14 protein-coding genes and 1 pseudogene are annotated in these 20,380 nt (G+C 73.2%); 6 read left to right on the top strand and 9 right to left on the bottom strand.

Annotation, left to right across the window (positions count from 1 at the left end):
- The first annotated feature begins 64 nt into the window (after positions 1-64).
- Genes ACFPZI_RS29990 through ACFPZI_RS29965 form a run of 6 tightly spaced genes read left to right on the top strand, consistent with a single transcriptional unit; the run spans position 65 to position 4,193 of the window.
- The gene (locus ACFPZI_RS29990) at positions 65-547 is read left to right on the top strand and encodes a cupin domain-containing protein (protein ID WP_381369578.1); all 483 of its coding nucleotides are present in this window, start codon (positions 65-67) and stop codon (positions 545-547) included.
- Positions 544-1,812, top strand: a complete 1,269-nt coding sequence (locus tag ACFPZI_RS29985) for a beta-ketoacyl-[acyl-carrier-protein] synthase family protein (protein ID WP_381369576.1) — start codon at positions 544-546, stop codon at positions 1,810-1,812. Before ACFPZI_RS29990 ends, ACFPZI_RS29985 begins: the two co-directional genes overlap by 4 nt.
- Positions 1,809-3,056 carry a ketosynthase chain-length factor gene (locus ACFPZI_RS29980; RefSeq protein WP_381369573.1) on the top strand — a complete coding sequence of 416 codons (1,248 nt, stop codon included), beginning with the start codon at positions 1,809-1,811 and terminating at the stop codon, positions 3,054-3,056. The genes ACFPZI_RS29985 and ACFPZI_RS29980 overlap by 4 nt, the downstream gene beginning before the upstream one ends.
- Before the next feature lie 27 nt (positions 3,057-3,083).
- Entirely contained in the window at positions 3,084-3,344 is a 261-nt protein-coding gene (locus ACFPZI_RS29975) for an acyl carrier protein (protein WP_381369570.1), read from the top strand.
- 2 nt (positions 3,345-3,346) lie between these two features.
- Positions 3,347-3,829 carry an SRPBCC family protein gene (locus ACFPZI_RS29970; RefSeq protein ID WP_381369567.1) on the top strand — a complete coding sequence of 161 codons (483 nt, stop codon included), beginning with the start codon at positions 3,347-3,349 and terminating at the stop codon, positions 3,827-3,829.
- A 28-nt stretch (positions 3,830-3,857) separates the two neighbouring features.
- Complete coding sequence (locus ACFPZI_RS29965; RefSeq protein WP_381369564.1) at positions 3,858-4,193, top strand: TcmI family type II polyketide cyclase; 336 nt, start codon at positions 3,858-3,860, stop codon at positions 4,191-4,193.
- Between the two features lie 115 nt (positions 4,194-4,308).
- Here ACFPZI_RS29965 and ACFPZI_RS29960 read toward each other — a convergent pair.
- From ACFPZI_RS29960 to ACFPZI_RS29920, 9 genes and pseudogenes are all read right to left on the bottom strand, one after another.
- Positions 4,309-4,539 (bottom strand): annotated as a pseudogene (locus ACFPZI_RS29960) (methyltransferase); the annotation flags it as partial.
- Between the two features lie 193 nt (positions 4,540-4,732).
- Positions 4,733-6,271 (bottom strand): vWA domain-containing protein, encoded by a 1,539-nt coding sequence (locus ACFPZI_RS29955; RefSeq protein ID WP_381369562.1) that lies wholly within the window; start codon positions 6,269-6,271, stop codon positions 4,733-4,735.
- Complete coding sequence (locus ACFPZI_RS29950) at positions 6,268-9,351, bottom strand: hypothetical protein (RefSeq protein ID WP_381369559.1); 3,084 nt, start codon at positions 9,349-9,351, stop codon at positions 6,268-6,270. The genes ACFPZI_RS29955 and ACFPZI_RS29950 overlap by 4 nt, the downstream gene beginning before the upstream one ends.
- Complete coding sequence (locus ACFPZI_RS29945) at positions 9,348-10,433, bottom strand: hypothetical protein (protein ID WP_381369556.1); 1,086 nt, start codon at positions 10,431-10,433, stop codon at positions 9,348-9,350. The genes ACFPZI_RS29950 and ACFPZI_RS29945 overlap by 4 nt, the downstream gene beginning before the upstream one ends.
- On the bottom strand, positions 10,426-12,852 hold the full coding sequence (locus tag ACFPZI_RS29940) for a hypothetical protein (RefSeq protein WP_381369553.1): 2,427 nt from the start codon (positions 12,850-12,852) through the stop codon (positions 10,426-10,428). The genes ACFPZI_RS29945 and ACFPZI_RS29940 overlap by 8 nt, the downstream gene beginning before the upstream one ends.
- 203 nt (positions 12,853-13,055) lie before the next feature.
- Positions 13,056-15,176 carry a protein kinase domain-containing protein gene (locus ACFPZI_RS29935; protein ID WP_381369550.1) on the bottom strand — a complete coding sequence of 707 codons (2,121 nt, stop codon included), beginning with the start codon at positions 15,174-15,176 and terminating at the stop codon, positions 13,056-13,058.
- Positions 15,177-15,188: 12 nt separating this feature from the next.
- The gene (locus ACFPZI_RS29930) at positions 15,189-16,130 is read right to left on the bottom strand and encodes a hypothetical protein (protein ID WP_381369548.1); all 942 of its coding nucleotides are present in this window, start codon (positions 16,128-16,130) and stop codon (positions 15,189-15,191) included.
- 1 nt (position 16,131) lies between these two features.
- Positions 16,132-19,158, bottom strand: a complete 3,027-nt coding sequence (locus ACFPZI_RS29925) for an SAV_2336 N-terminal domain-related protein (RefSeq protein ID WP_381369545.1) — start codon at positions 19,156-19,158, stop codon at positions 16,132-16,134.
- Between the two features lie 4 nt (positions 19,159-19,162).
- Positions 19,163-20,347 (bottom strand): MoxR family ATPase, encoded by a 1,185-nt coding sequence (locus ACFPZI_RS29920; protein WP_381369542.1) that lies wholly within the window; start codon positions 20,345-20,347, stop codon positions 19,163-19,165.
- Positions 20,348-20,380: the final 33 nt, after the last annotated feature.

Below are 20,380 nucleotides of genomic sequence, written 5' to 3'. Positions count from 1 at the left end.
AAACCGTGGTGACGTCCGCGGCCGCCCCGCCCGGACGTCCCCGCCCCACCCGGAGGTACCAACCATGTCCCAACAGCATCCACGCATCGTGGACCTGAGCGAGACGGAACCCAACAGAAGGCGCGGAGGCGATCTCAGGACTCTTCTCACCCCGGCCACGGTGGGTTCCACCAGCGGCTTCATGGGTCTGGCCGTCATCCAGCCCGGTGAGCGCATCGGCGAGCACTACCACCCGTACTCCGAGGAGTTCGTGTACGTCGTCAGCGGTGCGCTCGAAGTCGACCTGGACGGGGAGCCGTTCGCGCTGCGGGCCGAGCAGGGTCTGATGATCCCGATCGACATGCGGCACCGCTTCCGCAACGTCTCCGATGCCGAGGCCCGCATGGTCTTCCACCTGGGCCCGCTCGCCCCGCATCCGAGCCTCGGGCACGTCGACACCGAGGAGAACGCCGGTTCCGAGGCCGGCCCTCAGCTGACCGTGGGCGGGCCGGTCACGTCCGGGACCGGGCAGGGCCAGCCGGCCGGACGCAGTGAGGCCATAAAATGACCCGGCGGGTGGCCGTCACCGGTATTGGGGTGGTCGCTCCGGGCGGCGCCGGGGCGACGGCGTTCTGGGACCTTCTGTCGGCCGGCCGCACCGCGACCCGCGGCATCACCCTGTTCGACCCGAGCGGGCTGCGCTCGCGGATAGCGGCCGAGTGCGACTTCGACCCGTTCGGCCACGGTCTCGAGCCGGATCTGTGCCAGCACGCCGACCGGTACATCCAGTTCGCCGTGGTCGCCGCCGGCGAGGCGGTCCGCGACTCCGGGCTCGATCCGGGGGGCGACGACGGCTGGCGCACCGCGGTGTCGCTGGGCAGCGCGGTCGGCGGCACCACCCGGCTGGAGCACGACTACGTCCAGGTCAGTGAGCACGGCTCGCGCTGGGACGTGGACCACCGGGCCGCCGACCCGAAGCTGCACCTGGCGTTCCAGCCGAGCACGCTCGCCTCGGTCGTCGCCGAGCGGTTCGGTGCGCGGGGCCCGGTGCAGACCGTCTCCACCGGCTGCACCTCGGGACTCGACGCGGTCGGATACGGCTTCCACACCATCGCCGAGGGCCGGGCCGACGTCTGCATCGCCGGGGCGTCCGACTCGCCGATCTCGCCGATCACGATGGCGTGCTTCGACGCCATCAAGGCGACGTCGCCGAACAACGACGACCCGGAGCACGCCTCCCGTCCCTTCGACGCGCACCGCGACGGTTTCGTGATGGGCGAGGGCGCGGCGGTGCTGGTCCTCGAGGAGTACGAGCACGCACGGGCCCGCGGGGCACAGATCCACTGCGAGATCAGCGGGTACGCCACCTTCGGCAACGCCTACCACATGACCGGTCTGACCACCGAGGGCCTGGAGATGGCGCGGGCCATCGACAGCACGCTCGACCAGGCCCGTCTCGACCCCACCCTGATCGACTACGTCAACGCGCACGGCTCCGGCACCCGGCAGAACGACCGGCACGAGACGGCCGCGGTGAAGCGGTCCCTCGGCGCCCACGCCTACGACACACCCATGAGTTCCATCAAGTCGATGGTGGGGCACTCGCTGGGCGCGATCGGCGCGATCGAGGTGGTGGCCTGCGTGCTCGCCCTGAAGCACCAGGCCGTACCGCCGACGGCGAACTACGAGACCCCCGACCCCGAGTGCGACCTGGACTACGTGCCGCGCACAGCCCGCCCCCGGAAGCTGAGGAACGTGCTCTCCGTCGGCAGCGGGTTCGGCGGCTTCCAGTCCGCGGTGCTGCTGACCGGGCCGGGCGGGAGGAACCGATGAGTACTCAGCGCCCCCGCCGCGCGGCCGTCACCGGCATCGGTGTGATCGCGCCCAACGGACAGCGGACCGACGCCTACTGGAAGTCCGTCAGCGAAGGCATCTGCGTGCTGGACCGGATCACCCGCGAGGGCTGCGGGCAGCTGCCGCTGCGCGTGGCGGGTGAGGTCCGTTCCTTCGACGCGACGGCCCTCATCGAGGACCGGTTCCTGGTCCAGACCGACCGGTTCAGCCATTTCGCGATGGCGGCGGCCGCCCTCGCCCTCGACGACGCCGGGCTCGGCAACGGTGATCCCGCGGAACCGTTCTCCATCGGCGTGGTCACCGCGGCCGGTTCCGGCGGCGGTGAGTTCGGGCAGCGTGAGCTGCAGAAACTCTGGGGGCAGGGTCCCCGGTTCGTCGGCCCGTACCAGTCCATCGCCTGGTTCTACGCCGCGAGCACCGGCCAGATCTCCATCCGCAGCGGTTTCAAGGGCCCGTGCGGGGTGGTGGCGAGCGACGAGGCAGGCGGCCTCGACTCCCTCGCGCACGCCGCCGGGGCGGTCCGGCGCGGCACCGACACGATGGTCGTCGGGGCCGCGGAGGCCCCGCTGGCCCCGTACTCGATGGTCTGCCAGCTCGGTTATCCCGAGATCAGCACCGTTGAGGACCCGGACCTCGCTTACCGTCCCTTCACCGCGAAGGCCTGCGGGTTCGTGCCCGCCGAGGGCGGTGCGCTGCTCGTCGTCGAGGACGAGGACCGCGCCCGCGAGCGCGGGGTGCCGGTGCGGGCCACCCTCGCCGGCCATGCCGCCACCTTCACCGGCGCCTCCCGCTGGGAGGAGTCGCGGGAGGGTCTGGCCCGAGCGATCCGCGGCGCCCTCGACGAGGCGGGCGCCGCGCCGGAGGACATCGACGTGGTGTTCGCCGACGCGATGGGCGTACCGGAGGCGGACCGCGCCGAGGCGCTGGCCATCGCCGACGCGCTGGGCGCGCACGGCAGGCGGGTCCCCGTCACGGCGCCCAAGACGGGTTTCGGGCGGGCCCACTGCGCGGCACCCGTGCTGGACACGGTGGCCGCGGTGCTCGCCATGGAACACGGTCAGGTGCCCCCCACACCCAACGTGTTCGACATCTGCCACGACCTCGACCTGGTGATGTCGCGTGCTCGGCCCGCCGAGTTGCGCACGGCCCTCGTCCTCAGCAGGGGACTCATGGGCTCCAACGCGGCGCTGGTCGTGCGCCGCGGTGGCGAATCCGCCCGGTAGGTCCGGGCGGGGAAGGAGCAAACACTCATGATCACCACCGAAGTGACCGTCGGCGAACTGGCCGCCCTGATGAAGAAGGCAGCCGGCATCACCGTCGACCCGCAGGAGCTGAAGCAGGCCGCGGAGTCCCCCTTCGACTCCTTCGGCCTCGACTCGCTGGGCCTGCTCGGCATCGTCGGCGAGCTGGAGAACCGGTACAGCCTCTCGCTTCCCCCCGACTCGGAGCGTTGCAGGACGCCCCGGGAGTTTCTGGACCTCGTCAACAGCACCCTCAAGGCTGGAGCCTGAAAGTGGCAGGACACACAGAGAACAGCATCACCGTCGACGCTCCCTTCGACCTCGTGTGGGAGATGACCAACGACCTCGAGAACTGGCCGGGCCTGTTCAGCGAGTACGCGTCGGTCGAAATCCTCTCCCGCGAGGGCGACACCACCACGTTCCGGCTGACCATGCACCCGGACGACAAAGGAAAGGTGTGGAGCTGGGTCTCCGAGCGCACCCCCGACCGGGCCCGCCGGACCGTGCGCGCCCGCCGCGTCGAGACGGGTCCCTTCGCCCACATGGACATCCTGTGGGAGTACGAGCAGCTGCCGGGCGGCGTCCGGATGAAATGGACGCAGGACTTCGCGATGAAACCCGACGCCCCGGTCGACGACGCCTGGATGACGGACAACATCAACCGCAACTCGCGTACGCAGCTGGCGCTCATCCGGGACCGGATCGAGCAGGCAGCCGGCGAGCGCAGGAGCACCGCCTCCGTCACCTCCCACTGACCGCCGACCGATCCGGAAAGGACCGTCGATGCACCACGCACTCATCGTGGCCCGTATGGCGCCCGGTTCGGCGTCGCAGATCTCCGATGTGTTCGCCGCCTCCGACCGGGGTGAACTCCCCCATCTGATCGGGGTGAACAGGCGCCGGCTCTTCCAGTTCGGCGACGACGTGTATCTGCACCTCATCGAGTCCGAGCGGGACCCGGCGCCCGCCATCGCGAAGGTGGCCGGGCACCCCGAGTTCCGCGGCATCAGCGAACAGCTGGAGGCGTACGTCAGCCCGTACGACCCCCGGACCTGGCGCAGCCCCAAGGACGCCATGGCGCAGTGCTTCTACCACTGGGAGCGCGGCGCCGGCTCCTGAGCGGACAGCCGGAAGAACCCCGAGGCCGCCGGTCCCGTGTACGTCACGGAGCCGGCGGCCTCGGGGTCGGACTACGGACGGAGCATGCCGGCCGGACGGTACGGGCCGGTGCGGATCAGCCGGGGACGGTGCACTCGAAGGCGTGCGGGTAGGCGTTGACCGGCTGGACCTCGCCGAGGACCGGGCCCGCGCCGGCCAGCCGGTCGGTCATGCTCTTCCGGGTGTGCTTGGCGCCGCCGATGTTGAGGGGCAGCAGCAGGTCCATGGCCGTGGTGAACCGCATCGACGGGGTGTCGTCGATGCGGTTCTCGATGACGACGACGCGTGCTCCGGGCCGCGCGGCCCGAGGCCAGGACGACCACGGTGCAGGTGAGATACGTGAGGTGGCGTTGGGCCATGTGCCGAAGCCAAGAGGAAGTGTGACGGCCCGCCACCACTGATCCCCCAGGTGAGCAGTGGCAATGCGCCGCCCGGCGGCGGGCCTCGCCGGAACCTCCGGGGAACGTCGCGGGCGGCCGCTGCCGGGCGGCGGGCACCGGTCATCTCCGCTGCGCGGGCAGCGTCGCGTAGTGGAACTCGATACCGCACAGCAGCACGGTCTGGCCGGGCGAGCAGACGATCTCCCGTTCCGGCCGGTCGGCGGTGCGGCAGCGCAGCCGGATGGGCGGCTGCTCGCGGAGCGGGCCGGGGACGCTCCGGACCCTGACCGATCCGTCGCCCTCGAGGAGCGGGGAGAGGTCCACGGTGACCTCGCCGCGTCCTTGCAGGGGGATCCGCACAGGCTCCCTGGTGTCGACTCCTTCGGCGGACAGTGTGCCCCGGACCGGGCGGTACCGGCGCAGCAGCACAACGCCCGCCAGGACGAGGACGAGCAGGAGGACGCCCAGCGCGGCGGCCCAGCGCACCGGGTCGACGGTGACCCGCGCCGTCCCCCGCACCGCCAGGGACTCTCCGGCCGGGGCAGTGGCCAGCCGGGCCCGCCGGTCTACGAACCGCTCCGAGGCCCGCGCCACCGGGGTGCTCACCCGGCCGTCGACGGACAGCTGCCAGGTCTCGGTGCGGGGACCGCTCCTCCACCCCTTGCGCTGCGCGGTGGTGGAGCTGAGCGTGACGTCGATGTCCCGGCTCTCCCCCGGCCCGAGGTCGACCGAGCGGGGCAGTCCGCCGGTCGGCTCGACGCCCTCGGGGAGCCCTTCGATCCGCAGGCCGGTGACGCGCACGGGCAGCGCTTCGGTGGTGGCCGTCAGCCGCAGGCGGAGGTCCGATCCGGCCGGCACCGGCCCGTTCCCGGGCCTGTCCGGCCAGGAGACGGCCACGCCTTTGCCCTTGTCCCCGGTCACGGCCTGGGCGGCCTGGAGCAGACGGGTGTCGTCCTGAGCCGCCGTCATCGCCTCCCGGGTCCGGGATCCCGACGCGTCGAGCATGCGGTAGCTGGGGAACACCTTGGCCAGGACCTGCTCGACCTCGGCGCCAGGGGCCAGGGCTATGCCGTAGCCGGTCAGGGTGCGGTCGGCGGGCAGGCCCGAGGCCTGTTTGCGCAGGGCGGGCCAGCCGCTCGCGGTGAAGTCCCGGTACTTGACGTCGTCGGGCGCGTGCATCTGCGCGTCGGACAGCAGCAGCACGCCGCCGACGTCGGTGCCGGCCCGCTGCAGTCCGTCCAGCGCCTGTTCGAAGGCGCGCCCGAAGTTGGACGCGGGACCGTCGGGGGTGGCGGGCAGCGCCTCGTCGAGTTCCGCGAGCGCCTCGTCGCGGGAGACCATGTCGCAGGCGCGCGCGCTCTCGCTGAAGGGGATCAGGCAGACCAGGTCCTCGGGGTGCAGGGACTTGAGGAACGCGGGAAGCACCGAACGGACCTTGTCGTACGAGCCGTTGTTCGCCATGGACTGCGAGGTGTCGACGACGATCGCGTAGCCGGCGCCGCGGGTGCCCACCACCGAGTCCAGGAACCGCTCCAGGTCGCCGGAGTCCGCGGCACGGGCGGGAGTGAAGGGGCTCAGCGCGGGCCCCAGGGTGAGGAAGGCGGTGGCCAGCCCCGCGGCGAGTGCGCGCCGGGCCGGCCGGGAACGGTTGTTGCTCATCGGGCGGTGCTCCCTCTGTTCCACTTCTTGGGCTTGTTCTTGGGCTTGCGCGGCGTTCCCGGTACCAGGTTGATGTGGGCCATCAGCCGTATCCACCGCAGTTCACGCACCCGCGAGCGGCGTGCGCGCAGGTCCCGCTTCGCCTCCCGGAGCACCGGTCCCGCCTGCCATCCGCCGCCGCTGTGGCCGGAGGCCCGGCCGGCCATGACCAGGCGCCTGATTTCGTGCAGGATGTCCGCGGTCACGTCGATGCCGCACTGGTGCTCGGTGAGCAGCGCGCGTTCCAGATGGCCGAAGAGCGCGGCGCGTTCCCCGTCCTGGGCCTTCTCCCACCAGCGGCCGGCCGCTTCGAGGGCCTGACGGCCCGCGGCGGATTTCAGATCGAGGGTGAACGGCGCCCACATCGCCGCGATGTCCCGGGAGGAGCCGACATGCTGGGCGGCTCGGACAAGGCATTCCAGTGGGTCGGGCCCGTCGCCCGTCCGGCCGGCGCCGCCGACGACGGGTGGGCGTCCGTGGCCTGCGCGGGGTCCGGTGGCCGCCGTAGCGGGACGGGAACCGGGGCGGGTTCCGGGGCCGGGACCAGTGCCGGTCCCGGTCCCGGTCGCGAGGCCGGTGCCGGGGTGCCGTTCCAGGGCGGTCTGCTGCACGGCCTGGCTCTCCTGCGGCCGGCGGGCGGCGCGCAGGTGGGCGTTGTGGGCGGCTTCGCGCTCGGAGAGCCGCTGCGCCTGGACGGCACGCTCCCGCTCCCAGGCCGCCTGCCGTCGCCGCCATTCCTCGTCCCGGGCGGCGATGCGCCGGCGCAGGTCCGCGGCGGCCGCCTGGTGCGGCACCTGGAGGAGGGCCGTCAGTACGACGGACTCGCCCTCCTGGCCCCAGGGTTCGTCGAGCACCGGCCCGGCGAGTTCGTCCACAAGCAGGTCCAGGAAGGGTTCCAGGTTCCTGTCCCGGAAGATCTGGTGCAGGCTCCGGGCGTAGGCGAGGCACGCCGCCTCGCGCCACGGGGGCCCGACGGAAGGAATGCCCACCAGACAGCTCAGGACGTCGGCCAGCGCCCTGCAGTGCTGCCACACGTCCGGGTCCGCGGTGAGCAGGTCCCTCAACGTACGCGCGTCCGGAGGACCGAACGGGGCCGACAGGGCCGCCGGGTCCGCCGCGCGGTCGATGAGGGCGGCGGGGGCGGCCGGATTCGGGGAGACCGGCGGGTGCTTCGGAGCCTGCGGGACATCCGGCGTGTCCGGGGTGTCCGATGTCCCGGCCGAGGAGGGTTTCCGCGATCCGCCCCGGTTCCGGTTCCGGTTCCGGTTCCGGTTCCGGTTCAGGTTCAGGAAGGGAAGCCTGAAGGTGGCTCCGTCCTCGTCCGGGCGTCCGCCGTCCCCCGGCTCGACGGCGACGGCATACAGTTGCGGCCACAGCCACCCGACGGCCTCCGCCGCCCAGTCGGGCCGCCGTGCGCGGACGGTGGCGGTGAGCACATGGACAGCGTCCTCGGCGGTGGGACGAGGCTCGGCCTGGGACGCCTGTCTCGCCTCGCGCACCGACAGCACCGCCCAGGCGCGCAGCCAGGCGGGGGCCTCGTGCGCGGCCGGCGCGAGCGGGGTCAGCCAGTCCACGAGCCGCGCGGGGTCGGCCGATTCCCGCGCGAGCACCTCCAGGGTGAGCCGGCGCGTGTCCCGGAGCGCGCGCACGGCGTCGGCCCGGCCGTCCGCCACCCTGTCCGGACCCAGCAGGCACAGGCACTCGACCGCGTACCGCAGGCGCCGGTCGTCGGCCGGCTGTTCGCGGCCGGGCAGCAGCCGCAGGACCTCGGCTTCTTTACGGCACTGTTCGACCAGCCGCCACAGTGCGTCCAGCCTGGCACGGCACGAGGTGCTGTCCATCGTGTGCGAGGAACCGCTCAGCACCACGTTGAGGAGGGCTTCCGCCATGAGCGCGGACACTCGCGGTCCGGTCCTCTCGTGTATCCAGTGGCGGTGCAGCGCCTCGTGCAGCTCCCGCCCCCCGGGTTCGACCGCGTACGCGATCCCGCACTCGACGAGCCGCAGGAAGCCGTCGGAGTCCGTGTCCTCGCCGCCCGTCAGGCTGTTCAGCCCTTCGGCCACCACCTGGACGGACTGCTTTCCGGCCTCGACGGCGCTCACCGCCGCGCGGAACGGGTCCAGCCGGCCGAGGGCGCCGAGCAGCGCCCCGTGGTCGGCCGGCGCGACGGGCGCGTCGAGCCCGCGCAGTCCGGCGGTGACCGCGTCGAAGCCCACGACCTCGATCAGGCGGGAGAGGTGACGCCGGTAGTCCTCGGGAGGGCCGGCCGGCACCTGCGGCGGAGTGCCGAGCCGGACGCACCGGGCGGACGGCGTGCGCTCCGGTCCGAAGGCCAGCTGGGTGGGCGGTTTGTCACCCCCGTCGACGCAACTGCCCACGCGCAGCCCGCTGCGTACCCCGTACGGCAGGAGGCCGACGACGGCGTCGAACACGGCCAGCCGGGCCCGCGCGTCGAGCCGGCCGCCGCCGGTGATGACGACGGGGCTGCCGTGCAGCAGGAGCGCGGCCACGGACGCGGCCCAGTCCACGGCCGCCGCCCGCCGCCGCCCGGTGCCGGCGGTGCCGTGCACGTGGTCGGCGATGCTGTCCAGACCTTCCGCCAGCCCCTCGCCGGCCGGTGGGGGCACCTCCAGCAGGAGGCTCTCGTCGTGCTCCGGCGGCAGCCGTACGGGGGCGACGGCGTCCCACAGGGTGGTGTATTCCACCCGCCGACGCACCAGTTCGGCGGAGTCGATGAGCAGGTAGCGCGTGGGTGTGACGGCCCGGTTCGCACCGTCGCGCAGGGTGGAGGTCTCCATCACGGAGATTCCGGTCCACAGCTGGTCGGTGAAGGGCAGACCCGTCACGGAGATCCAGGGCAGCCGGTCCTGCCCGGCCGCCGCGGAGGGCGGGTTGCCGAGGCTCGCCGCGACGATGTAGTCGGAGAAGATCGTGCGGCGGGGCGCTCCTCCGGTGCAGTGCATCACGTCGTACTCGGCCAGCGAGCCCGCTTTCTTGCCGTACCAGGCCCACAGCGCCTCCACGGTGAACGCGTCGTTCACGGACGGCCTCCGTTCCGCATGCCGAGCAGCAGGGCCACCAGCGGTTCCATGACGTTGTACGGGCTGAGCGGGCCCACGATGCGCTCCGCCCCGTCGACGACGTTGACGTTCCCGAAGCGTCGCAGGTCGACGGAACCGCCGGGCATCGTGCCGAACCCGATCGCCGAGGAGGTGAAGAAGTGGAGGCGCGAGGGATGGAAGTTGGCGCGCAGGGTCTGCCCCACCAGGCGCATGGTGCTGCCGTGCAGGTCGTCGGCGAGCCAGTCGAAGAATCCGGCGGGGTCGGACACCACGGGCACGCCGTTCGGCCCGAGGTCGGTCCAGCCGCCGCGGCGGGCCCGGTGGAAGATCTCCGGGTCGTCGAACTTGGTGAGGCAGACGGCGAGATGGTGCGGGAGATAGGGGCCGTCCAGCCGGTTCTCCTGCATGGAGAGACGGGTGATCCGGGTCAAGGTGCCGTTGAGGAAGGCGAACGAGTCGCTGTCCCTCGCCTCGCGCACCGGATCGAAGAGGTAGACGAGTCCCTGGGCCCGGGCCAGGTGATCGACGCTCCGGACGGCGAGGGTGTCGCTCCTGAGATCTTCGTAGACACCGCCGGGCACGTCGAGCACGTTCAGCTCGAACTCCAGCCGGTTCGACGGCCGTTTGCGCAGCAGGCGGCGCCTGCCGAAGGCGGTGCCGCTCAGGTCCCCGCGAAAGCGCCAGGCGTACGGGCGCACGGCCTGGGTGGCCGGGGGAAAGACCTTGTCGATCGCCAGCTTCTGGGCCGTCTCCACCATGAACCTCTCCGACACGTCGTCGGACGGCACCACCTGCCACCGGCCGAAGGGACCGGACGGGTCGAGGGCGGCGAGGCGCAGGGCGCCCAGGAACGTGGTCTTGCCGGAGGCCGGAGAACCCCAGACGCCGATCCGGGTCTCCCCCTCCCCCACCTGCTGTCCTGGGGTGAACTCGACCGGAGCGACGTACACCGGCTCGCTGCCGACGTACTCGGCCTCCCCGTCCGCCGCGTTCCGCTCGTACGTCTTGCTCATCATTTCCGGCGGTGGGAACCGGGGCTCGTCCGGCTTGTTCTCAATCATGGTGCTCACTGTCCTTCTGACTGGGTGGTACCGCCGACGAGTCGATACGCGCGCCGTGGCGGCGGGCGGTTCCGAGGGCCGCCGGTGCGGTGGCGGGGTCGGTCAGCAGCCCGGGGGCCTCGGCGGGGCGTCCCAGGGCGCGGTTGACGCACGAGGCGACGTCTTCGGGCGTGTGTGTACCGAGCGTGAACAGGTGGTCGCGGCCGAGGTCGCGCCAGATGTGGCGGAGCCGCTCGCGGGTCTGGGGACGCCAGCGTCCGGAGGTGTCCCCGGCCACCGCGTCGCGTACGCCGATGACGGTCAGATCGGGACAGACCACCGTACGCAGCCGGCACAGGGCTTCCTCGTAGTCGTACCGGTCGGGGCAGGGCAGGCTGAGGTCGGACTGCTGGCGGGCCGGGTGGGGCGGCCTGCTGGCCAGCACGAGCAACAGGTGCCGGGCTCCGTCGCGCCAGTGGCCCCAGTGGGCGGCCGCGTGCAGGGCATCCTCCAGCGGCGCGCCGTAGTCGTGCCGTACGGGCCGTACGGGAAACCGGCGGACGGCCTCGGCGGCGGCTTCGGCGGAGCCGGGGCCCCAGACGCTCAGCACGGAGTCGCCTTCCGGTCCGGCGCGCACGGGCAGGACCTTGTGGTCCTCGTACCCGACGAGTCCGATCCGCAGGCTCGTCGGGGGCTTGGGGATCTCCCCGACGTGGCGGCCTGCCTCGGGGTCCGGCGGGCCGACGGCGCCGAGTTGACAGAGCACCGACCGCAGGAAGTGGACACGGCGCTCGGACTCGGCCCGGCCGCCGCCGAGTTCGAGCAGGAGCAGCACATCGGCGGCGGTGGCTCGGGGGCGGGGCACGTCCGCGTCCGCGTCGGTGGAGTGCGGCAGCGTCCGCCCGCTTCGGCTTTCGGTGAACAACTCCGGTTCTGTGAACCGGAGTCGCCCGTGGCTGTCGAGGGCGACGGTGACGATGGTCCGGCGTCCGGGCCGCACCCGCGCACGCCCCGTGTGCAGCACCGGCCAGTCCTCGGTCCGGGCACCCCTGGCCGTCACCAGCGGAAGGGCGAACACGCCGTCCCGCGTGCGGGCGTCGGCGTCGGCGTCGGCGTCGGCGTCGGCGTCGGCGTCGGCGTCGGCGTCGGCGTCGGCGTCGGCGTCGGCGTCGGCGTCGGGATACGAACGGGGATCGGCGCCGGGATGCGCATCCGTATCCGCATACGTGCTCGCGTCCCCGATTCCGCCTCCGCCCGCGTCCGCGTCCGCCTCCGCCAACAGCTCGACGGAGGCGAACAGTTCGCCTTCCTCGGGCAGCGTCGTACCGCCCGGGAAGAGGATGCGGGCGCCGGTGTCCGCCCGCTGGTCCGGTGAGCCTCCCGGGGCGGGCCTGGTGAGCAGGGCGTAGCCGTGCCGCAGCGGAACCTGGCGGCAGACACTCCGAACGATGTCGTCCAGGGTGCGCGGGTCGGAGGCGTCAAGGAGCATCCGGGCCGCCGCCGGCGCCCTGGTCGTCAGGGCCTGCGCCGCGTAGCCCGGCCAGCGCCATCCATGGGCCTGGCCGACGAGGACCAGCGGCACCGCGCGGCCCTGTGCGCGTGCGGCGTCGAGGGGGGCCAGCGTGGTGGCGAGGGCGCGGCGGACCACGGGCTCCCACGCCTCGTCGGTGGCCCGGGGCGCCCCCTGCGTTCCGTAGGGGGGCGTGACACCGATGCCGCCGGCCAGCAGGAAGGCGCGTTCCGCCGTCGACGCGGGCAGCCAGGGCGCGAGATCAGGCCACCGCACGTCGCCGCCCGGGGAGTTGTGCGTCCATCCGGTCCCCTGCGGACAGCGGCCCAGCTCCCGCAGGGCCAGTCCGGCGGTGGAGATCCCGAGCACACAGACGGCGTCGTACTCGCCGGCCGTGAGCGCGGTGAGCAGGGACACCGCACCGGCGGGGCTGTCCGCGGCGGCGTCCCTCCGCTCCCCCGCGCCGAGCGGGTCGAGGAAGCCGAACGGGTCGAACGGGTCGAGGGGGCCGAAGGGGCGTGGACCGTGTACGGCCGCCGTCGCGGGGGCGCGGCGGATCAGAGAGCTCAGCCGGAGGTCGACGGTGCCGCCCGGCGTCACTCCGCGGGAACGGCTGCCGGCCGCCAGGTACCGGGTCGCGAGGACGGCCGCGGACATGTCCCAGGACCAGCAGGCGGCGATCTCCGCGTCCCGTGCGGCCGGACCGGCGGCCGTCGCCTCCGGTTCCCAGCCGCAGGCTCCGCACCGTCGTCCGGCACCGCCCGACCAGCAGACGGGGCAGTGTCCGGGTGGCCCGGCGGCGGTGTACCCGGCATCCGTGGACCGCGGCCGGCCGTGCTCGGGTCCGTCGCGGCGGACGCGCGTCACCGGCGGCGCCCACGGGTCGTGGAAGGGCCGTCGTTCATGGGTGCCGGCCCTGCGTCCGGCCACCTGTCACTGTTCACGGTTCCCCCCTCGGACCGCAGTCCCCGCCGCCGCCCCGGATCGCGGAACCCCCGGTCATGGGCTGCGAACTGAGAACGCGTCAGCGATCGTAGCGGGGCACTTGCCCTGTTGTCCGAGGAAAAGGCAGAATCTTTCATTCTCTTTCCTGAAATGCAGTCACATCAGGTGATGTAGTGATATGGCTTGATTCAGTCCGTGACCGGACGGGGTACCCCTCCGAGGGCCAGCCGGCGTACCGCGCCGTCGAGTCCGACCGCGATCAGCCCGTCCTCGGCCGGACGCAGTCCCGAGGCGGAAGACAGTTCCCAGCGCCTCAGCAGGCGGCCGTCATCGACGGCGAGCAGCCGGATCCCGTACTGGTCGGCGACACACACCGCGGAGCCGTCCACCAGGACGTCCAGGGCACGTGGCGCCGCCCCGCCGGTCGCCGGCGCCGTCCACAGCGGGCGCCCGTCGCCGGCGCCCAGCGCGGTGACCGAGCCCTCCGTGGTCGCGACCACGACAGCCCCGTCGCAGCCGACGGCGGCGAGGTGCACGGTGCCGCCGACCGACGCCACCCACACCGTCTCTCCCGTGGCACGGCACAGGGCGGCCACCGTGCCGTCCGCCCCCGGCGCGACGACGGCGTCCTCCAGCGCCGTCACCCCCGCCGGACCGGCGGCACCCGGATGCACGCCCCACAGCAGGCTCCCGTCGTCCATCCGCCGGCACACCACCTGGCCGCGATCGGTGCGGTAGACCACCGTGCCGACGGCGACCACCGCTCGTCCCGTCACGACTCCCGCGTCCTCGACGGCCCAGCCGCAGTCCCCGGAACGAAGGTCGAGGACGCGCACGCTCCCTCCCTCGGCGACGAAGAGCCGGTCCGGATCGTCGCCGGGGGCGCCGGACCAGCCCACCGCGTGCACTCCCGCGGAGAACCGGTGCCGTGCGTGCTCTGGACCGGCCGCGGCCAGCCGGACATGGTGCACCGCTCCGTCGGCGGCTCCCAGGACCACCGCGTCCCGCGCCGGGACCAGTCCGCCCCGCACCGGTGCGCCGAGGTCCAGGCGCCACAGAGGCCGCCCGCTCCGGTACTCGACGCCGTACAGGACTCCGCCCGCCGTGACGATCAGCACCATGTCCCCCATCAGCCAGGGGGGTACGCACAACCAGTCGTGGCAGTACCAGACCCAACGCTCGGCGGTGGCCGGTGCGGGTGCGTGTTCCGGCGCGGATGCCGGCGCCGACTCCGATGCGGGTGCGGGCACCGTTACTGGCACGGGGGTTGGCGCGAATGCGGGCACGGTCGGCGCGAGGCCGTCGTCCGTCCGATTCCCGGGGCTCCACTGTTCCCGGCCCGCTTCCCGGCCTCGGGCCCACCCGGTCTCCCGCTCCTCCGTCTCCTCCCGCGCCAGTTGGTCGGCGCGCGGCCCGATGAGGGCGCGCAGCGCGTCCATATGGCGCCCGAACACATGGAGCGCCGCGGGCGGGTAGGGGATGCGGTCCGTGTCCGTCGCGCGGGCCAGCCCGGCGCGTACGTCGTCCATCGAAGGGCGCTCGGTGTCGGTGAACCGGAGGCACGCGGTGACGAGTTCACGCAGCGGGCCGTCGCGCAGGCCGGTGATGTCCGGTGGCTCCGTCAGGGCGCGCAGCCGGATGTCGAACTGGTTGCGCCCGCTGTAGGGGGGATGTCCCGTCGCGGCGAAGAGCAGGGTCGCGGCGAAGGCGAAGACGTCGGCGGGCCCCTGGGCGCGGCCGAGGCCGCTCGCCTGCTCGGGGGCGGCGTACTGGAAGCTGCCCATGGCGTCCGCGGTGACGGTCAGGCTGGGGTTGGCGGCGAGGCGTACGAGGCTGAAGTCGATGATCCAGGGGCGGGCCGAGGTGACGAGCACATTGCTCGGTTTCAGGTCCCGGTGATAGAGCCCGGAGCCGTGCAGGGCGGCCAGCGTGGCGGCCAGGCGGCGGCCGAGGGCGAGCACTGTGGGCTCCGGCAGCGGGCCGGCGTCGTCGACCAGCCGTTGCAGCGAGGGGCCCGGAACGTACCGGGTGGCCAGCCAGGGGCGGCGGGCGGCCGGGTCGGCGTCCAGGAGTTCGGGGATGCCTTCGCCGCCGGCCCGGTCGACGGCCTCGATCTCGCTGTGGAACCGGGGCCTGAGCCGCTCGGACTCGGCGACATCGGTACGGATGAGTTTGACCGCGGCGAACCGCTCCCGGCCGCCCGGCTCCTCCTGCCCGAGGAACACCTCGCCGAATCCGCCCGCGCCGATGCGGGACAGCAGCCGGAACCGCCCCAGCCGCCGGGGGTCCTCGCTTCTCAGGGTCTCCATCAAGGGCACCGGTCAGGCCTCCCCGTGCGTGTCGGCCCGCCGGCCACTCCGGTGGCGCGACCCGTCGTCGCCGGGGAACGAGGCGGGTGCGGTGCGCCGGGCGAGCGCGCGCAGCAGGCCGTCGGTGCCCAGTTCCTCCCGCAGCATCCGCAGCCGGGCCAGATGGGCGCGGGCCGGCGGGGAGACGGGTTCGGGCGGGGTGTCCTCGTCCACGACGCGCCGCCGTGGCGAGGACGCCTTGGTGTAGCAGATCCAGGGGGCGTCCGTGGTGGCGTCCGGGGCCCAGGTCGACGCGGTCAGCGTGGCCCGGTAGCCGTAGGGCAGCAGGGAGACGACGGCGTCGATGACGCCGATCCGGTCGAGGGCGAACCGGTCGCCCTGTGCCCGCAGGGCGAGTGGCGCCTCGAGCGCGACGGCGGCGGTGGCGGCCGCCCAGCCGAAGCCGGCCGCCTCCACCCGCCGCGCGGTCGGCTCGACGGGGTCGGCCTGCGCCGTGAGCAGCACGGGCTGCGGTGTCCCGCTCTCCTCAACCTCACCGGGCAGCGGTACCGGCCGCACCGCGTTCCATAGGGAGACCAGTCCCAGCCCGTACCGGGCCAGCTCCTCGTAGGGCACCAGGAAGCAGCGGGTGGTGGCGGACCGCCGTCCCGAGGAGTCCCAGGTGGCCTCCGCGAAGCTGTTCCAGTCGGTCACCGAGACGGTGATCCACCTGCTGCCGGTGTCCTCCGCTCCGGCGCCGCAGACGCCGAAGGAGATCCAGGGCAGGACCTCGCCGGGACGTCCCGCGGTGGACCAGGGGGGCGGGGTGCCGAACAGCGTGGCTCTGATCACGTGCTCGAACCAGGCCGCCTCCGAGGGGCCGTCACTGCACCGCAGGACACGGTAGTCACTGCTGTCCGCCGGGGGTTTCGACAGCACTGCCCAGCGCGCGCGCAGGCTGAGAGTGGGGGTCATTTCAGGTGCCTCCCGGCGCTCGTCCCAGATCGATCAGCGGTTCCAGCACGTTCACCGGCCGGGCGGAACCACGCAGCACGGGCAGGCCGTGTTCGTCGTGGGTCCGGTTCGAGCAGTCGTCCAGGTTCAGGACGCCGCCGGGAGGGCGGTGGAAGCCGATCGCCGACACCGCGTACCAGAGGACGCGGTCCGGGAGGAAGTACGTCTTCGTCAGCGCCCGTGCGCGTGCCACGTAGCCGGAGTCGTCCGCCAGCCAGTCGATGTAGTCCTCCGCGTCGGCGGCGGGCACGCACGGATCGCCCTGCGCGTTCTGACCGACCCAGTTGCCGCGCCGGGCGTTCTGGAAGACCGAGGGCTCGTCGAACTTCGTGACGCAGAAGGCGACGCGGTGCGGCAGGCGTCCCCGCACCAGCCGGTCCTGTTCGTGGAACTCCTGCAGCAGCCGCTCCAGATGGGGGGCGAGGAACTCGGCCCGGGGGCCGCGGCCGGTGGGGTCGACCAGGATCACCAGGTGCCCGGCACGGCCCAGGTGCGCGTCGAGGACATGGTGGTGGCCGTAGTTCTCCCGCCAGTACTCGCGCCCGCCGGCATCGCAGAAGTTCAGTGCGAAGTCGATCCGCTCCGGCCGCCGCCCGCTGGTGAGTTCGGCGCGGAAGACGTACGAGAACGAGCTCGGCGCAATCGTCGCCTCGGGGAACCGGCGTGCCACCGCCAGCGCGTAGGTCTGCTGCACGAGGAAGTGTTCGGCCCGCTCGCTCTCGGCGATGACGTTCCACCGGCCCAGATCCGGGGGCGCGCCCGAGGCGGCGAGTCCCGCGGCCGCGAGGAAGGTCGTCTTGCCGCTGTGTTCGGCCCCGAGGACCGCGATCGTGTGTCTCGTCTGCCGCGCGGTGCCCCCTCCCGAGCTGTGAGCCGTGGGCTCCTCGGCCGGCTCGGGGCCGACGGACACCGGTGCGGGGAGGGGCATGCGGTCGGGCGCGACGGGGACCGGGGCGGCTTCGGGCACGGGGTCGGGGGCGGGCTCCGGGGCAGGTTGCCCGGGGGCGGGCAACGGGAACCGCACTGGGGACGGAGGCGAGGGCGAGGGCGAGGGCGAGGGCGAGGGCGAGGGCGAGGGCTGGACAGAAGCCGGGCGACCGTGCGGGGCCGGGGAGTCGGCCGCCTGCGGCTCGGCCACCGCGCTCCCGTGCGGCGGCCGGGCGGGGGCGCCCAGGACCGTCGGGGGCGGGGTGGCAGCGGTTTCGTCCGCAGGGTGGGCGAGCCCGTCCACGGCCGTCTCGATACGCCGTACCGCGTCTCCGTATGCCGGCCCCATCCCTTTCAGGATGCGGACCGCGATCTCCGCGAACGGACGGGTCTCCAGGTCGATCTGGCCGATCAGCCGGCCGTCGCGCGGCGAGGCCAGCAGCGCGGGGAAGGCGAGCGCGGTGCGGCCCCGCATCCTCGCCACGTACGCGGACACGGTCTCGAAGACCCGTACCGCCTCGACCCGGTCCATGCTCTCCAGCAGGATCTGCCGGGTGTTCCCGGTGAACTCGTAGGCGGGGTCGTCCGCCGGCGCTCCGGAGCCCTCCCTCGCGGGGCGGGGGCGCAGCAGACCGCTGAAGAAGACCTCCGCCAGCGGGGCGGGGTCGTAGGGCTCCTGACGCCAGTTGCTGGTGACCATGTGCGTCAGCCACATGGTGGACAGGCTCAGCGGCACCACGGCGAGGCTGCGCAGCAGCCTGCGCGCGCGTCGGCCGGCGACGGCGTCGAAGTCGTCGAGCAGTTCACCGGCGTCGGCCGGGTCCGCGAGCGCGGTGTCGTCGGAGGCGGGCTCCGGGAGGGTGTCGGACCTGTACTCCGAGCCGGCGCCGGCCGTGGACGTGGACGTGGTGTGGGGCGCGAGGTCGGCGGCAGAGGCGGAGAAAGGATCGTTCCGCTTCTCTCCCGGCCCGGCGGTGACGATCCAGGCCGAGGCGGACACGCTGCGGTCGTGCGCACCGGTGATCAGCGCGGCCCAGCGGTTCAGGGGCCCGGGCGCGAGGGGCACGACGGGGACCGCGTGCGGACGGCCACCCGACGGGGGGCGGCCCCCGGGCCAGAGGTCCGCCGGGGACCAGCCGGCCGGCGTGAACCGCCGGGCGAGGCCGGTGAACCTCCTGGACCGGGCCCCCTGGGTCTCCGGATGAAAGGTCACCGGCAGCGGGTCGATCCCGGTACGCCCCCACAGGTAGCGGGGCAGCAGATGGACGATCACCACGGGTCCGTAGTGGGACAGCAGGTGGACCTGCTCAGCCATCCGCCCGTCGTGCCAACCGGGGCCGACGCCGTCGGTGACCAGGGCGATCAGACGTCTGCCAGCGGGCTCCAGCAGCGTGCGCAGGCTGCTGGACCCGCCGCCGGCGGTTGTCGGGACGGTGCGGGCGGTCCGCGAGTCCAGCCGGCTCACGGTGATCGACCGGAAGACGCCGTACTGGGCTACGGCTCGGGCGAGTTCGCGCAGCATCGGCGTCCACAGCCGCATCGACGAGCCGGTGTCCCGCACGAGGGCGAGGTCGAAGTGCGGCTCCTCGGCGGGCTCGACCATCGGCACGACCATGCCGGTGGCCGCCGCCCATTCGGCGGTGGCCTCCTCGTCCACCGCGGTCCGTACGGGTGAGGGACTGGTACGGCGCAGCGGCCGAAGGGCGTTGCCCAACTCCAGGCGGCCGGGCAGCATCCGCGGTGGGAGGGGCGCGTCGACCAGGGCGGTGACCTCTCCCGCTCCGGTGAGCAGGGGTTCGGCGCCCGGCAGCCACAGCGCCATGTCTACGGCCCGGCCACCGGGCTCCGGGGACGTACGGCCCGGTGCCGACGGCGGACCGCCCGCCGGCGAGCCCGGATCGCCCGGTGCCTGGTCCACGGATCGCGGGCCGGGCCCCGGACGGCGCGTCGCGGCCGCCTGACCGTCCACGGGCAGGCGTGCGGCCAGCCAGGCGGTGTCGAGCACTTCGCTCAGTCCGACACCGTCGCAGTTCAGCAGCGCCTGCGCGACCTCCGGATGCACCGCGTCACGCCCCGGAGAGCGAGTGGAACACCGCGTTCGTGATCGTCTCCAGGTCGTCCGGCCCCAACTGGGCCGTGAGCCTGAGGCGTACGGCGTTGATCAGCTGGTCCGGTGAGAGCCGGCGGCCCTCGGCGGTCAGCCCTTTGTACTCCTTCAGAACGTCCGCGACCTGGGAGAGGTCCTTCATCTCGGGGACATGCGCGCGGAGGATGTCGTGGAGACGCTCTCCCTCAGGGGGTTTGAGGGTCAGGAAGAGACACCGGCGGCGGAAGGCCGGCGGAAACTCCCGGTCGCCGTTGCTGGTGAGGATCACGAGGGGGAATTGCGCGCACCGGACCCGGCCGTCGTGCACGGGCACCCGGTCGTTGCCGTCCCAACTGAGCACACGGACCGGTGACTCGGCGACCCGGCGCAGCTCGGGGATCTCGTAGCCGCCGGTCTCGAAGACGTGCAGCAGGTCGTTGGGCAGGTCCACGTCGCTCTTGTCGATCTCGTCGATCAGCAGCACGCGGGGCCTGCGCCTGGGCAGCAGCGCGTCGCCCAGCGCGCCGAGCCTGACGTACTTTCCGATGTCCTCGTGCCGGCCGACGCCCTCGTACCGCCCGGCCTCCTGGTGAGTTCCGGCGTCCTTGTGGGGTCCGCTGTCCCGGTGGTCCTCCCCCGCCCGGTGCCTCCGCTGCTCCGGTGGCACGTCCTTGCGCAGGTTCATGTCGTGCAGGCGGCCCAGTACGTCGTAGTTGTAGAGCCCTTCGCGCAGGGTGGACCTGCTGGTGATGCCCCACCGCAGGACGGGGCCCAGGGCCAGCTCCCGGGCGATGGAGGCGGCCAGGGTCGTCTTTCCGGTTCCGGGCGGGCCGGTGACCAGCAGGGGCCGGCGGAGCTGGATCGCGGCGTTCACGAGGTCGTGCGCGTCCCGGTCGCCGCGATAGGCGACCGCCGCCTGCTCGTCCCATGACTCCGCTCCCCCGGTCCCGGGCGGCGGCACCGGGAGACTGCTGTGCAGGGGGTCCCGCGCGCGCAGCGCGGCCTCCTCCTGGGGGGACACCAGCGCATGCAGCCCGAAGGAGCGCCAGGGCGGGGGCTCGGGAATGCCCGGGAGCGCGCTCTCCCGGGTACGGGGCTCGCCCCAGTGTCCGCGGTAGACCCACCAGTCGGGAACCGCCGAGGCGGCGACCGGCCCTTCCGTCATTGCTCGTCCCTTCCGTACGTCCTGTCCTTGTGA

It is taken from the genome of Streptomyces chlorus (assembly GCF_042655885.1).
In the GTDB taxonomy this organism is placed as follows: Bacteria; Actinomycetota; Actinomycetes; order Streptomycetales; family Streptomycetaceae; genus Streptomyces; species Streptomyces chlorus.
The sequence above is the reverse complement of the archived record's forward strand: the minus strand, read 5'-3'. Positions and strand labels throughout refer to the sequence as shown.